The organism is Streptomyces megasporus (genome assembly GCF_000718985.1).
Lineage (GTDB): Bacteria > Actinomycetota > Actinomycetes > Streptomycetales > Streptomycetaceae > Streptomyces > Streptomyces megasporus.
Genome location: NZ_JODL01000001.1, coordinates 93,602 through 109,827, shown reverse-complemented (window position 1 = coordinate 109,827; position 16,226 = coordinate 93,602). Strand labels below are relative to the sequence as shown.

The window sequence follows — 16,226 nt, the reverse complement described above, 5'->3', positions numbered from 1 at the left end:
GGGCGGCCCGCGCCGCACGGGGAGGGGAGGCGGCCCCAGTTTCCGGGGCCGGGGCATCGTCCCGGCCGGCGGGTCCCGCGTCCCCTTCGCGCGCCTCCTACGCGGCGGTGCGCCGTTCGAAGGCGCGCGCCTCGTCGAGGCGCTTGGGAAGGAACGCGTCCGTCGCGCCGGCTCCCTCGTTCCCGGGGCCATCGTTCCAGCCGCGGATCTTCCGGGCCACTCCCTTCAGGCGGGGGTGGCCCGGCGTGACCGCGATCTCGAAGTGGGACTCCTTCGGCGTCCCGAAGTCGCCGCCCCATGCGACGACCCCGTCCAGCTCGGCCAGGATGTCGCGCACCACGACGAGTTCGTTCGGGTACAGGTTCCCCTTCGAGCCGGCCGGGTAGGCGAGGGGACGGATCGCCACCGCCGTCCCGGACAGGTGGTTCGACTCGTAGGGCTGAGCGATCTCGCGGGCCGCGGTCCAGCCGTGGACGTCGCCGTCCCGGAGGGAGTCGATCTCGTAGTGGAAGCGGCGCGCGACGTGCAGCAGCACGACCGCGGCGTCTCCGCCGGCGAGCGAGACCCTCTGGTCGCTTCCCTCGATGACGAAGGACTCCGCCTCCCTCAGGACGGGCCAGCCGTTCTCGGTCGAGGACTTGTTCCACGAGCGGGTTCCGTCCGCGGCGTGGACCTCGCCTGTGGCGGTGAGACCGAGAGCGAGGGCGCCGACGGTGCCGGTGGCGGATCCGACGAAGCGGCGGCGTGTCATGTCAGCCGGGGTCATGGCCGGTTTCCTTTCGTGCCTTGGTTGCCAGAGATGCGATGCCGAACCCTGCCAGCACGGCGGCGCAGACCACCGTGATGACGGCGCAGGCCACGATGGTCGGGTTGACCCATGCGGGGACCAGGTCGAAGTGCTCGTTGCACTTGTTGTGGAGGGGGAAGAGCCGCCGGAACTCGTGCCGGTGCTCCTCCCAGTAGGCGTCGTCGTAGGGCTCGTGGTGGGTGTACCGGCAGGTGTCGCTGATGCTGAGACCGCCGGAGAAGGCTCCTCTCAACCAGGCCGCGACTGCGACGAAGGAGGAGACCGAACCGGCCCGCAGCCACCACAGGGGGCGCTGCCAGGACCGGTCGGTCAATCCTCTGACGAGGCGGCGGACACTGACGATGCTCCATACCAGCCACAGGACCAGGACGGCCACGGCGGTCAGGAGTGCTGCTTCTTTCATGAAAGGCCGTGCTACCGTCCTGCCGCGCGTGAACGTGCTTCCTTGAGGAACTTCTCGTGGTTGGCCCGGTACTGGGAGATCTGGCGGCTTTCCATTCCCATGCGGGCCAGGAGCGCGTCGACGAAGCCCTGCTCGAAGTTCCGGAGCTTCTCGGACCCGCCGGGTATGAGCTGGTAGTCGGACGGCAGGACGGCTCCCTTGAAGGTGATCAGTTGAGCGCGGGCTGCGCCGAGCTTGGCGTCGCTCGCGGTGAGGGCGTCATGGGCGGAGTTCCTGCAGTTCGTCGCGTTGCTCCATCGTTCCGTGAAGTAGGTGTTGAAGCGGCGCAGACCTCCGCCGCCCTGGTAGTGGTCCCTGACCGCCTCGGCGATGCTCTTCTCGTCCTGGGTGACGGCGCGGGCCAGGAGGTATCCGTCGGCGTCCTCGATCAGATCGTTGAAGCCGAACGAGGAGGCGACTCCGGGAACCCCCAGCTTGGCGTGGCAGAAGGCGAGGGGATCGGCGTACTCCTGCTCGGAGTTGCGCCAGTCGCTCCAGAACGTCATCAGGTCGCCGGCCCATCCGCCGACATCGCCGCCGTTGGCCTTCCCCATGTCGGACGGCTGGTCGATGAGCAGGTGGGCGTTGGCGGTGGCCATCATGTGCTCGGTGCCCAGGTCGTATCCGGTGAAGGGATCCTGGAAACTTGGCATGATGGACACGCCCTTGGACTCGACGTATTCGACGAAGCCGGTGTCGAAGCCGCCGATGAGGTACCACCAGCCGAGCTTGTTCGCCAGGTTCTTGTCGCCGTACTCGCGGTGGCGAATGTACTCCATGACGAGCCGGCTGCGCCGCTGGCCGGTGGCTCCGTAGTCGCCCGCGAGCTTGTACAGGTTCTCGATGTAGGCGATGAAGGAGTCGGCCGGACCGGACCTGTCGTTGACGGAGGAGACGCCCCGGTCCCTGCCGGAGACGACGTCGCGGTCCAGGTCGAAGGTGTCGGACCCGTCGGTGACCTTGAATTCCTTGATCTGGTTGAAGGACCAGTTGCGGGGGATCGGGAAGCCGAGGTTTCCGGAGAACCCCCAGGACATGCCGGAGACGAAGGAGTGACGGGCGAACGTCCTGTTGGTGACGTTGATGCACACGTTGCGGGAGCCGTAGACGCCGTGGTTGTACTTCTTCCCCTGGCCGGCCAGGGCGGCCTGGACGCCGTGGAAGTAGGTGATGATGCCGTAGGGGTGGCCGTCGATGGCCTCCTGGGTGGCGTCGTAGTCGACGGCGAAGTAGATCGTGGTGCCGGCGTTGAATCCGTACTCGTCGGCGAGCTTGTGGGCGTTCAGACCGTGCTGGTAGCCCTGGCTGTAGGAGAAGTCGCTGAGTTGGCGGGCGTTGTCCTGGTAGATCGGGAAGACCCTCAGCCCGTTGGAGAAGATCGTGTCCAGCTCGCCGGGCTTGATCTCCTTGTCCAGGGTGGAGCCGGGCGGGTCGTAGATGTAGCGGCCGACGATCTCGTATTTGTTGGACTTCAGCCACCTGGCGCGGGACGGGGTGATCTCGTAGCGGGTGTCGGACCCGGTGGCGTCCCGGTCCGGGTTGCCCATCGAGACCAGGAGCTGGGACCAGGTGTCGAAGTCGCCCCGGCCGGTCTCCCCGAGCTTGTTGAACCTCTGGAAGAGCCGCACCCACTCGGCGAGCTTGTCGTCGAAGGTCGACCGCCAGGTGGTGTGGACCTCGTCCAGGTCGTCGTCGTAGGTGGGGGAGTTGAAGACGCACGCGGCGGAGAAGATCTGGACGAGGACGCCGGAGTCCCCCTGGGCGACGGGATTGGCCTTCAGCCCGGCCTGGGTGCCGGGGCCGTAGTTGCCGTTGGGGGCCGAGATGCCCAGCTCGTACTGGAGGGCGATCATCAGCGACTTCTGGACGTCCCGGGAGTAGATGCCGTCGCAGGGGCCGATGCTGTAGGCGTCCCGCGTCCAGTAACGGCCGTTGAGCCACCGTTGGATGCTGCGGACTCCCTCGCTTCCGCCCGCGACGACGACGTAGGCGTCCATGTTGAGGATGGCCTTGGCGATCTTGGCGTTGACGACGCCCTCACCGCCGATCCCCATGTTCTGGCGGAGGTCCTCGACGGCCGCGCGGGTGACGCCGGTGAACCAGCCCTCGCTCCCGGGTTCGACGGCCCAGTAGCCCTTGCACCACAGGCCGAACTGGAGGATGGCCACGATGTTGCGGTTCCTGTCCCAACCGAAGCCGATGTCGCCGAGCGCCGCGAACTTCGAATACGTGGTGGGGCCGAAGCTGGCGACGACCGGACTGATGCCCAGCTCGTGCTGGAGCGCCATGGTGAGGGAGTTCATGGTGGCCCAGCCCGTGCGGCCGTCTTCGCGACAGCGCTCGTATCCGGGCACGCTGCCGTAGTTGGAGTTCACCCATTTCTGAGCTCTGAGGACCTGCTCGTCCGCCACGTCCACGCCTTCCGCTTGTTGTGACACGGAACGGCGCCGGAATCGGGGGCCTTCCGGCGCCGCGGCGGCCAGCGTATGAATCGGAACTCTCGACTCCGTCCCGGTCCGGGGCGGAGCGCGGGCCCCGGACCGGGACGGTCGCCCTCCCCGGGGTTCCGGGCCCGGCGCCGTCCCGCGAACGTGTGACGCCCCCGTACCGGACGGGGGCGTCGCACACGGAGCGGGACGGCGATCAGGTCTGGCCGTTCTTGGCGATCAGGGCGTGGAAGCCGTGGTGGAGGTAGTCACCGTAGGTGATGGGCGGGTTGAGTTCCTTGTCACCCTGGTTCTCGGGGGCGAAGGGGGTCAGGACGTGGTTGTGGCCCGCGTGGAGGAAGAAGGGCAGGGAGAGGCGTTCCGCGTTGACGAACTTGACGCGGTGGTTGGGGGCCGGGAAGTAGTCGTTGGTGAGGTAGGCCATGGCGGTGCCGCAGTTCACCAGGAAGTTCTCACCGGACGTGGGGAGGTCCTGCCAGCCGTTGACCGTTTCGACCTGGAGGTTCTGGACCTCGGTCTGGAACAGGACGGTGATCAGGGAGACGTCCAGATGGTCCTCGAAGCTCAGCTTCGTGCCGTCCGGACCCGTCTTCACCGGCGGGTAGTCCTCCAGATAGGGGTAGCGGATCAGGGAGACGGCGGAGAGGGTGTCGGCCTCCGTGAGCTCCGGGTCGAAGAAGGTCTCCGGTTTGCCCAGTGCCAGGGCGAAGCCCCGCATCAGGGTGCGGGAGAACCGGAAGATGTCCCAGTAGTACCGCTCGCAGAAGGGGCGGAAGCGGGGGTGCCGCTTCTCGTCCGGCCAGATGTTCACCTCGTGCAGCGGGGTGCCCGAGGCGATCATGGGATGGGAGGGCGTGAAGGACGGGTTCAGGTAGCACCAGGACTCCACGGCCTTCTTGCCCTTGACGGCCATGTAATAGCCGTTGCGCACGCGCGGGTTGTTCTTGTTGTACGCGTTGATCGCCAGCTCGTACTTCTCCTGGTCGGTCATGTTCCGGTGGAACTCGTTGACCACGTCCTGGAGCAACCGGACGTCGATACCGTGGCCGGTGGCGTAGAAGAAGCCGGACCCCCGGCACGCCTTGTTGATCTCCTGCGCGACGCGCAGCTTTCTGCTCGCGTCGTCACCGAACAGGGGTGAGACGTCGATCGTCGGAACCTCCGACGAGGGCATCAGGATGGGCATGCGACCCTCCGGGAATTCTTCCGTGGAATCTGCGGACTCGGTTTCATCGGGCGTCGCCGTGCGATGACGCCGAGATGCGCTCGCACATCGCGGTGACCACGCCGTCGTTCCGTACCCACGAGTGGTGGGTCTCGCCGTGCAGCACGCGGACCTCTATCGCCTCCACGGGCAGGAGCGTGTCCAGGCTGTTGTACTGCGAGCGCTGGTAGAAGGCGAACAGGCGGCGCTGGCGGTCGTCGCGGACGATGTCGTTCGGCTCCCCCGCCTTGAACAGCACCAGGTTCTCGACGGCCGTGCCGAGGTGCTTCAGGTCCGTCCGGTTCGGCGCGTAGTGGTAGTTGATCGGGTCCAGGATGTCCCGCACATCGGGGAGCCCGATGGCCGCCGACGCCTCCCGCACGTTGAAGTAGGAGTCGACGAGGTACAGGTCCCGCACCCGCTTGCCGGCCCTCTGGAGCCGGAGCGCTATCTCCAGGGACAGGACTCCGCCGAAGCTCCAGCCCAGGAAGCTGAACGGGCCCGACGGATGCAGTTCCTCGATGTACGGCAGGTAGTACTCGGCCAGCGCCTCGAACGACTCCATCGGGGAGTGCAGGTGCACGTTGTTGAACAGCACCAGTCGGTGGCCGGGGAGATTCCGCGCGATGTTGCCCAGGTAGCTCTCCGCTCCGCCCTCCCCCGGGGGGAAGACGAAGAGGGTGGGCTGCTCCCTTTCCTCGTTCACGAGGATGTAGGGGGTGAAGTCGGGCTCCCGGGACGGCTGCCGGCGGACCTCCGCGCCGGAGTGCGACGCCCTCGCCGTGTGGGCCGCCAACTCCTCCAGCCAGGACTTCAGCTCCGTGGCGAACCGCCGGGTGACGTCGGCGTCCAGACGGCTGTCGACCGTCGTGACCAGGCGGCCTCCGGTGCAGAGCATCGTCACGTCCAGGGCGAACTGGTCGGCGCCGCGGTTGCGGTCCGAGATGTTGCTGCCCGCCATGGCCGGGTCGAGCCGCCAGCCCTCCGAGCCCTCGTCCCCGGCGGAGAACGCGCCCAGGTAGTTGAAGCTCACCGGGGCGAGCGGGGCCCGCTCGCCGCCGTACCGGCCGTGGAGGGCGCCGTAGCCGATGCCGTGGTGCGGCACCCGCCGGCAGTTCTCCCTGGTGCCGAGGATGCTGCGCCCGAGGTCCTGCGGGTCCGCGGGCAGAGCAAGGGGGTACATCGTGGTGAACCAGCCGACCGTGTCCCGCACGTCCGGAGCGCCGTCGAAGCGTTCGCGGCCGTGTCCCTCGACCGTGACGTGGTTCGTGGGCCGGCCCGTGACCGAGCGCAGCGCCAGGCCCGTGGCCGTCAGCAACAGCTCGTTCATGGTCGTGTCGTACGTCCAGTGGCCGTCGGTGAGGAGGGCGCGGGTGTCGGACGCGCTCAGCGTGAACTCCTCGCGGCGGTTCGGCGCGTCGCCCGTCCGGGCCGAGAGGACGGGGGGCGGGGGCGCCGCCAGGTCCCGCCTGACCTCGTCCCAGAGCCGGCGCTCGTCCTCGTCGGGTGCGTAGCGGCGCAGCGCCCGGGCCCACTGCCGGTAACTGCTCGTCTTCTCGTCCAGCTCGCCGCCGTGGTACAGGATCTCCAGGTCCTGGGCGATGACGTGCCAGCTAACGGTGTCGACGATCAGGTGGTGCAGGGCGAACCACACCCTGGCCGTGCCGTCGGGGAAGCCGTGGAGGTACGCCGCGCAGGCCGTCGGACCGCTCTCCAGGTCGAACTCGCTCTGCCAGCCCGCCAGCCGGCGGTCGACCTCCTCCGGCGGCATGCCGGTCACGTCGAGCTCGTGCAGGACTACCTCGGGACAGGTCTCGGCGTACCTCTGGACCACCTCGCCGCCGTCCGCGCCCGTGTACCGCAGGCGGAACGCGTCGTGGTGGTCGACCAGCCGCGCCACGGCCTCGCGCAGCCGCGCGACGTCCAGCGGCGGGGTCCTGACGGCGAAGTTCTGGTTCCACCAGCCGCGGTCCGCGAGGGGTTTCGCGAAGAACCACTCCTGGATGGGGAGCAGCGGGCTCTCGCCGGTCAGCGGACCCCGCTCGGGCGCCTCCACGGCCTCCCGGTCCTCCGGGTCCGTGCCGCGGACGGTGTCCGGGCGCGTCAGAACGCTGCCGGCGAACTGCCGGACGGTCGGGAAGTCGAAGACGTCCTTCACGCTGATTCTGCGCCGGAACTCCCGCTGCACCTGGCTCGCCAGGTGCAGGGCGCTGATGCTGTCGCCGCCCGAGCGGAAGAAGTCGTCGTCGATGCCGACCGTGCCGCCGGGGAGCTGCGCGGCCCACAACTGGCACAGCCGGGCCTCGACGCGGCTGCGCGGGGCCGCGTAGGCCGCCCGGCGCGCGGAGAAGGCGACCGCCGGCAGCGCTCTGGTGTCGAGCTTGCCGTTGACCGTCATGGGCAGCGGGCCGTCGAGCCGCACCAGCAGGGACGGCACCATGCCCGGCATGAGCTTGGCCCGCAGGGTGGCGTACACGGCGTCCTCGTCGACGGCCGCGCCGCTGTCCGGCACGTAGTAGCCGATCAGGCGCCGGCCGTCCGGGGACCGGTCGTCGTCGGCGACGACGACGGCGCACTCGCGGACGCCCGGGCAGCCGGCCAGGACCGCTTCGATCTCGCCGGGCTCGATCCGCAGGCCGCGGATCTTGACCTGGGCGTCGTTGCGCCCGATGTACCGGAGTTCGCCGTCGCGGGTGCGCCGGACGAGGTCGCCGGTGCGGTAGAGGACGGGGTGGACGCCGTCGCGGATCTCCTCCTCGGTGCGGAACGGGTTCGGCAGGAACCGCTCCCCGGTGAGTTCGGGCCGGTTCAGGTAGCCGTCCGTGACGCATGCGCCGGAGATGCACAGCTCGCCCACCGCGCCGGGCGGGAGCGGCTTCAGCGACTCGCTCAGCACGTACAGCCGGGTGTTGCCGAGAGGCTGCCCGAGGGTGTTCCGGTAGGGCTCGCCGGGCGCGAAGTGCCGGACGGTGTTGTAGACGGCGGTCTCGGTGGTGCCGTAGGCGTTGACGATCGGCCCGGCGTACTCGCTGCGGATCTTGTCGAAGTGGTGCTCGTGGAACGCCTCCCCGGCGACGAGCACGGTCTTCAGACCGGTCAGCCGGGAGAGGTCCAGTTGCCGGATCTGGGTCGGCGTGCCGCTGAGGTACGTCAGGCCCGCGCGGTTCGCGTAGTCGGCGAAGCCGTCGTCGTGGGCGGGCGAGGGCGGCGGGACGATCAGGGTGTGGCCGCCGAGGACGGACAGGGCGAGCTGCTCGACAGAGAAGTCGAACACGTGGTTGGAGAGGAGCAGGACGCCCTCGCGCGCGGTGCCGGGCGCACCGAAGTAGCGTCCGCTCACCTGCTCGCGGAAGCTGTCCACCGCGCGGTGCGGGACGAGGACGGCCTTGGGCCGGCCGGTCGTGCCCGAGGTGTAGATGGCGTATGCCAGGTCGGCGGGCGTGGTGTCGGTGACCGGGTTCTCGGTGGACCGGTAGCCCATCGGCAGTCGGTCCGCCTCGACCACGGGCAGTCCGGGCGCGTCCGCCGCGGCCACCAGGCCGCGGAGCCGCTCCGCGTGGCCGTGTCCGGCCACGACGAGCCGCGCCCGGGTGTCGCGGAGCACGAACGCGATCCGGTCGTCCGGGTGGCTCGGGTCGATGGGGACGTAGGCGGCGCCGGCCTTCCACACCGCGAGGATCGCGACGACCACCAGCTCGCTCTTGTCGAGGACCAGGCCGACGAGGTCGTTCGGGCGTAGCTGGACGATGGACCGCAGGTAGTGCGCAAGCTGGTTCGCCCGCTCGTTCAGCTCCCGGTACGTCAGGCTGCTGTCGCCGTCCACCACGGCGGTCGCGTCGGGCCAGGCGGCGGCCACCTCCTCGAACACCGCGTGCAGGGTCCGGGCGGGAGCGGCGGCCCGCGGGGCCGGGCCGGCGGCCGTGTCCGGCACCGCCGCCCGGACCGCCCGGGATTCGTCGACGGCCGTGACGTCCGACAGCCGGGCTCCGCCGCCGGCGGCGGAGAGGCGGGCGAACTCCCGCAGGATGTGCCGGAACGTGGCGATGAAGCCCTCGGCGCTCTCGTCGTCGAAGAGGGAGGCGGCGAAGGTCAGGTTGCCCGCCAGGCCACCGGACGTCTCCGTGAGCGTGGCCGACAGGTCGAACTTGGTGGCCGTCCAGCCCCCGGCGTCCGGGCGGTGCTCGGTCAGCGCCGGCCCGTCGGCGGCCGGGGCGCCGGCCCCCCGGCCGGCGGTGCTCTGGAGGGTGAAGTTGACCTGGAGGACGGGGTGGCGGCTCGGGTCCTTCTCCGGGTCCAGCTCCTTGACGAGCTGCTCGAACGGCAGCTCGCCGTGCACCTGCGCCGCGACGACGCTCTCGCCGACCGAGCGGACGTACTCCGCCAGGGACGCGCCGGGGTCGATCCGGACGCGCAGCGCCAGCAGGTTGGCGAAGAAGCCGACCGTGCGGTCGAACTCGGGGCGACCGCGGTTGGCGGACGGGGTGCCGACGACGAAGTCGTGCCGGCCGGTGTACACGTTCAGCATGAGGCACCAGGCACCGAGCAGCACGCTGTAGAGGCTCACCCGGGCGGACCCGGCCAGGGCCCTGAGCGCGTCCGTGGTCCGCTCGTCGACGGTGAACTCGATCTCCCGGCCGCGGTAGTCGAACCGCGGCGGACGCGGGCGGTCCAGCGGCAGCCTGATCGTCTCGTACCCGGCCAGCGCCTTCGCCCAGAACTCGGTCAGCTCCGCCAGCCGTCGGCCGGACAGGTACCGGCGCTGCCACACGGAGAAGTCCGCGTACGTGCCGCGGACCGTTCCCAGCTCCGCCTCCGGCACACCCCGGAGCAGCGCCGCCAGCTCCTCGCGGAAGACGTTCCACGACCAGCCGTCGAAGCAGGTGTGGTGGAGGACGAGGCTCAGGTACCTGCCGTCCCGGTCCGTGGCGAGCTCGTACAGGTGCGCCCGGAGGGGCAGTTCGGAGGAGAGCCGGAACACGTGGTCGGCGTGCTCGACGAGCCGCTTGTCCAGCTCGGCGGTACCGCCCACGGTGTGCACGGGCACGTCGAACCGGGCCAGCGCCTCGTCCTCGGGCAGCGTGTACTGGCGCCGCACGCCGTCCTGGTCGGTACGGAGCAGGGTGCGCAGCGCGGCGTGGCGGCGCAGCAGACTGCGCAGGGCCTCGGCGACGTCCTCCGCCGTCCCGGCGACGGCCACGGGGACGCGGAGGGCGAAGGGGATGTTGTAGGCGGAGGTGCCGCCCTCGAACTCGTCGATGAACAGCAGGCGTTCCTGCGTCAGCGACACCGGGGGCTCCCCGGCTCCGGCGGCGGTCCGCAGGGCCTGCTCGCCCGGGTGCTCGGCGTGCTCGCCGGCGCCTCCGGCCGTCTCGCGGATGTGGCGGGCCTGCGCCCCGAGCGTGGTGCGCTGGAGGACGGCCGCGACACCGAGGCCGCGGCCGAAGGCGGTGGTGATGGCCTGGGCGAGCATCATCGCGCGGATGCTGTCGCCGCCCAGCGCGAAGAAGTCGTCGTGCACGCCGATGCGGTCCGGGGCCACGCCGAGCACCGTGGACCAGATGCCGCAGAGCTTGACCTCGACATCGTTCGAGGGAGGGACGTACGGGGTGCCGCCGTCGGACCCGAAGTCCGTCTCGGGAAGCCGCCGCGTGTCCAGCTTGCCGCTGGGGGTCACCGGGATGTCGGTGATCCGCAGGATGCGGACGGGCACGATGGCCTCGGGCAGCTTCCTGCGCATCCACCGCTTCAGGTCCTGCTCGTCCAGCTCGGTGTCGCCGATGTAGAAGCCGACGAGGTACTTCTGCGCGGCGGCGTGGCCCGTGGCGCGGTGCTCGCGGGCGATCACCAGGGAGCGGGTGACACCGGGGTGCGACGAGAGCACGGCCTCGACCTCGCCGAGCTCGACGCGCTGGCCGCGGATCTTGACCTGGAGGTCGGTGCGGCCCAGGCACTCCAGCTCGCCGTTGGGCAGCCAGCGCACCAGGTCGCCCGTCTTGTAGAGGCGGGCGTTGCGGCCCTCCGCCCGCTCCTCGGGGGTCTGGAACGGGTTGTCCACGAACCGGTCGGCGGTCAGCTCGTCGCGGTTGAGGTAGCCGCGGGCGACGCCGACGCCGCCGATGTACAGCTCGCCCATGCCGCCCACCGGGACGCGCTTCATCCGCTTGTTCAGCACGTAGCAGGTGGTGTTGGCGACCGGATGGCCGATGCTCTTGGTGGCGCGGCGCTCGCCCGCCGCGTACAGCCGCTTGTGGCTGGTGATGGAGATCTCCGTCGGACCGTACCCGTTGATGATGGTGCCCGGGAACGTCCCGCGGATCTTGTCGAAGACCGGTTCGGTGAAGTCCTCGCCGATGGCGTCGATGCGGGTCAGGGACGTCGTCGTCGAGTAGTCGTAGAGCGACAGCACCGACGGCGTGCCGGAGAGGTACGTGACCTGCTCGTCGTTGATGTACCGGTACAGGCGCTCGACGTCCGTGCGCATGGTGTCGTCGAGCACGACCAGCTTCTGCCCGTTGAGCAGCGCGTCGGTCATCTGCTCGACGAAGTGGTCGAAGACGTAGTTGGAGAACGACAGGAGCGCCTCGTCGCCGCGGCTCTTGTCCAGCCTGAACAGCCCGGCCAGGGACTGCTGGAGGTTGACGACGCCCCGGTGCTCCACGAGGACGGCCTTGGGGTTGCCGGTGGTGCCCGAGGTGTAGATGGCGTAGGCGAGGTCGGTGCTGGTGACCGGGGTGACGGGGCTGTCGGCGGGCAGTCCGTCCAGCGGCAGCCGCTCGATGTCCAGGACGGAGAGGTCCGAGCCGGCCGTCAGGCCGCGGATCCGCTCGCCGTGGACCTCGTTGGTCACCACCAGGCGGGCCCCGGTGTCCTGGAGCATGAACGCGATCCGGTCGTCCGGGTAGCCCGGGTCGATGGGGACGTAGGCGGCGCCGGCCTTCCACACCGCGAGGATCGCGACGATCATCAGCTCGCTCTTGTCGACGACGAGGCCGACGAGGTCGTTCGGGCGCAGGGGGGCGACGGACCGCAGGTGGTGCGCCAGCCGGTTCGCCCGCTCGTTCAGCTCCCGGTACGTCAGCCGCCGGTCGCGGTAGACCACCGCGGTCTCGTCGGGCCAGGCGGCGGCCGCCTCCTCGAACACGCCGTGCAGGGTCTTGTCGGAGGGGAACGCGGCCTCCGTGCGGTTCCATTCGGCGAACCGGTCGACCATGGCGGGCGACACGAGTTCCAGAGCGTGCACGGGCTGCTCGACGTCCTCCGCCACCTGGGAGAACAGGATGTGCGTCACGTCGAGGAGGGTGTCGATCGTCTCGTCCTCGAACAGCTCGCCCGCGTACCACAGGGTGACCGTCAGCCCGTCGTCCTCCTCCCGGGCCACGACGGCCAGGGGGTAGTCGACCTTGTCGGCGTCGTACGCCTTCTCGAAGCGGAGGAGCACGTCGTGCTCCTCGGCCTCCTCCAGGAGCCGCGGGTAGTTCTCCAGGACCAGCAGCGTGTCGAACAGCCGGCGCTTCATCCCGCCGGTCTCCAGCCGGCCCAGCTCGACCGTGCTGGTGTCGTTCATCGTGTTCACGGCGGACTGGATGGCGGCGACGGCCTCGCCGACGCTCCTGTCGGCCTGGTCCTCGTGGTCCACGACCAGCGGCAGGGTGTTGATGTACAGGCCCACCGAGTTCTCGATGCCGTCGACGTGGAGGCTGCGCCCGGACACGATGGTGCCGACGACGGTGGTGGTGCCGCCGCCGATGGCGTGCAGCACCTTGTGCCACACGAACTGGAGCACCGAGTGCAGGGTGACGGAGTGCTCGGCGCACACCGCCTTCAGCGTGTCCGTCAGTCCGGCGCCGAGCCGCAGCGTCCGGGTGCGGTGCTCCCGGACGTGGTCGTAGCCGCTCAGGTCGACCTGGTAGCGGATGTCCTCCTTCAGGAGCCCGCCGAAGTCGCCGCGCTCGTCGATCCGCTCGATCTGCCGCAGCCAGTGGTCGACGTGGTCGTCGCGGTGCGCCTCCCAGTGGCGCTGAGCCGCCACGTACGCGTGGTCCACGGCCGGCTCGACCGGCTCGCCCCTGAGCAGGCGCAGGTACACGCGGTGCACGTCGTCGTGGAGGACCGGCAGGCTCCAGCCGTCCAGGATCAGGTGGTGGCAACTGAAGAGCAGCGAGTACAGGTCGTCGCGGTGCCTGATCAGGTAGACGCGGAACATCCGGCCCTCGGCCGGGTCGTACGGCTCGGTCCGGTCCCGCTCCTGGAGTTCCTTGACGCGGGCCTCCCGCGCGGCCTCGTCGGCCAGGTCGCCGAGGTCGACGTACCGCCAGTCCAGGTGCTTGTCGTCGGGCTCGACGATCTGGAGCGGCTCCTCGGCCCACTCGAAGCGGACCCGCAGCGCCGGGTACTTCCGCTGGGCGTACTCCCAGGCCCGCTTCATCAGGTCGGGGCGGATCGCGCAGCGGTAGCGGTGCACGGACTGCATGACGTAGGCGTCGTCGCCGTTCCTGCGCTTCAGAGCGTGGTACAGCAGGCCCTGCTGGAGGCCGTTGGCCCGCAGCCGGACGGGCTCGCCGCCGACCGCGGGCAGCGCGTCGGCCGCGTCCCGGGCGTCGGCCGCGCCGGGCGCGGGCAGCGGCCCGCCGGCCCGCTGCCGGGCCAGGTGGCCGGCCAGCTCGCCGAGCGTCCTGAGGCGGAAGACGTCGTCGACGCCGACGGAGACGCCCAGGCGCTGCCGTACGCGGGCGATGAGCAGGATGCAGGAGATGCTCTGGCCGCCGAGCCGGAAGAAGTCGTCGCCGTCGCCGATCCGGGCGGCCGGCAGCCCCAGGACCTCGCTCCAGATCTCCCGCAGCTCGTCGCGCACACCGGCGGTCGCGCCGTCCGCCGGGGCGGTGCCGGCGGCGGGCGCGGGCGCGCCGGGGCGGACGAGGTCCACCTCGGGCAGGGCACGCCAGTCGACCTTGCCGTTGATGTTCACCGGGATGGTGTCGAGGCGGACCATACGGGCCGGGACCATGATGCGGATCAGCCGCTCCTCCAGGAACGCCAGCAGTTCCTCCTCGGTGACCTCCGCCCCGGGCTCGGTGGTGTAGTAGCCGACGAGGTGGCGGTCGGCGGGGCCGCCCGCTCCCTCGCGGGCCACGACCGTGCACTTGCGCACACCGGGGAACTCGGTGGCCTTCGCCTCGATCTCGCCCGGCTCCACGCGGACGCCGTTCAGCTTTAGCTGGAAGTCGCTCCGGCCCAGGAACTCCACCTCACCGGAGGGCAGGACACGGGCCAGGTCGCCGGTCCGGTAGATGCGGGCGTTCTGCCCGCGCACGGCGTCCTCCTCGGACCGGTACGGGTTCGGCATGAACCGCTCGGCGGTCAGGTCGTCGCGGTTGAGGTAACCGGGGGCGACCCCGCAGCCGCCGATGTACAGCTCGCCGATGGCGCCGATCGGCAGTTGCTTCAGGTTCTGGCTCAGCACGTACCACTTCACGTTCCGCAGGGGCCGGCCGATGCTGCGGTCCCTGCGCTCCGTCACCCCCGGGGGGAACTCCTTGACGGCGGTGACGAAGGCCGCCTCGGTGAAGGCGTACTCGTTGACGACGAGCCCGGAGAACCGCTCCCGGAGCCGGCGCAGCCCCGCCGCCGTCAGCTCCTCGCCGACCAGCAGCAGCTTCTTCAGGCGGGAGCAGCGGCGCAGGTCGAAGTGCTGGAGCACCGATCCGGTGGCGTTGAGGTACGTCACGCCGTGCCGTTCGAGGTACGCGGGGAACCGGTCCGGGTCCAGACGGATGTCGTCGGGGACGACCACCAGCGTCTGGGAGTTGACGAGTGCGATCAGGGTCTGCCGGAGGTGCGGTTCGAAGACGTACGAGGCGAAGAGCGCGACCCTCTCCTCGCCGGGGCGGCGCATGTCGTAGCGCTCGGACAGGTCCGTGATGCTGTTCACGACGCTGTCGTGGTACTTGGGAACGCCCTTCGGCACGCCCGTGGTGCCGGACGTGTAGGTGACGTAGGCGAGATCCTTGCTGCTCAGCGACAGCCGCGGGGCCGCGGCCCCGGCGCCGTCCGGTGCGGCGAGCACGGTCTCGACCTCGATGATGCGCACGTCGGAGTGCTCGGGGCCGAGTATCTCCCGCAGCCGCGCCGCGTGGTGCCGGTTGGTGACGATCCCGGCGAGGCCGGTGTCGCGGACGGTGAAGCGGACCCGCTCGGCCGGGTAGGAGGGATCGATCGGCACGTAGGCCGCGCCGGCCTTCCAGATGCCGAGGGTGGTCACGACGCCGAGGTCGCTCTTGTCGAGGTACATCCCGACGAGTTCCTGGCGCCGCACCCCCAGGTCGGGGCCGAGCAGCCGGTGGGCGAGCCGGTTGGCCCGCTCGTCGACCTCCCGGTAGGTCAGGCTGGTGTCACCGAAGACGACGGCCTCGCGGTCCGGGGACCGCCGTACGGCTTCCTCGAACAGCTCCTCGAGCCGCTTGTCCTCCGGAAAGTCGCCGTCGGTGGCGTTCCACTTGTGCAGTTGCCCCCGCTGCTCCTCGGACACCAGCTCGATGTCGGCGACCAGCCGCTCGGGGTGGCCGGCGAACTGGCCGAGCACCTCGCGCACGACATCGAGGACACCGGCGATCGTGCGGTCCTCGAACAGGTCCCCCGCGTACGCCAGGGTCCACTGGAGGCAGCCGTCCGCCGCGGCGTCCCGGACCACGGCCAGCAGCGGGGAGTGGGGCAGGGCCGGCAGGTCCGTCTCGCGGTCGGTGAGGACGAGCAGGGCGTCGAACAGGCCGCGCCCCAGGATCTCGTCGGGCCGCACGTACGCGTCCGCGCGGCGCAGGGCCTCGTCGAGCTCGCGCACCGCCGCGCGGCAGGTGAGCCGGGCCTGCTCGGCGTGGTCGACGATCACGGGCAGGACGGACGCCCGGTCCGCGGCCGCGTCCGGGCCGGTGGCGTCGACGAGCGCTGCGACCGTCCGGTCCCCGTGACCGTAGGCGCGCATGACGGTGTTGAGCGTGGCGAGCGCGAGGGCCCCGACCGACGTCCCACCGCCGTCGCGCAGCGCGTTCCGCAACGCGGTGTAGTCCGGCCCGCTGATGAGCAGGTCCTGGCGCCTCGTCGCCCGTGTGCCGGGGTCGTCGTCCCGTACCGCGATCCTGTTGCGCCACTCGTCCTTGAGGAGCATCTCCAGATCGCAGCGCTCGCTCGATACTCCTTGGATGCGAGCAGACCAGTCCGCAGCAGTCGTCGGGTACCGTGCTGACTTCATGCCTAGGCTCTCCGTCGTTCAGGTGTGTGCGCCGCATGGCGGGGCCGGGCCGCCGCGTGGCCGCGAGGTCAGGGACTTCTCGT

Annotated in this window: 5 protein-coding genes; all 5 read right to left on the bottom strand. The window is 70.3% G+C overall.

The window, feature by feature from the left end:
• Window positions 1–97: 97 nt before the first annotated feature.
• Window positions 98–766: a M15 family metallopeptidase gene (locus IF47_RS0100410; protein ID WP_031505771.1), complete on the bottom strand. Its 669-nt coding sequence runs from the start codon at window positions 764–766 to the stop codon at window positions 98–100.
• The gene (locus tag IF47_RS0100405) at window positions 753–1,211 is read right to left on the bottom strand and encodes a hypothetical protein (protein WP_157839900.1); all 459 of its coding nucleotides are present in this window, start codon (window positions 1,209–1,211) and stop codon (window positions 753–755) included. Before IF47_RS0100405 ends, IF47_RS0100410 begins: the two co-directional genes overlap by 14 nt.
• Window positions 1,212–1,222: 11 nt before the next feature.
• Window positions 1,223–3,661, bottom strand: coding sequence for a glycoside hydrolase domain-containing protein (locus tag IF47_RS0100400; RefSeq protein ID WP_031505767.1), 2,439 nt, complete (start codon window positions 3,659–3,661; stop codon window positions 1,223–1,225).
• A 232-nt stretch (window positions 3,662–3,893) separates the two neighbouring features.
• A complete protein-coding gene (locus tag IF47_RS0100395) occupies window positions 3,894–4,883 on the bottom strand; it encodes a 2OG-Fe(II) oxygenase family protein (protein ID WP_031505766.1) in 990 nt (329 codons plus the stop codon).
• A gap of 43 nt (window positions 4,884–4,926) precedes the next feature.
• Window positions 4,927–16,143 (bottom strand): non-ribosomal peptide synthetase, encoded by an 11,217-nt coding sequence (locus IF47_RS0100390; protein WP_031505765.1) that lies wholly within the window; start codon window positions 16,141–16,143, stop codon window positions 4,927–4,929.
• Window positions 16,144–16,226: the final 83 nt, after the last annotated feature.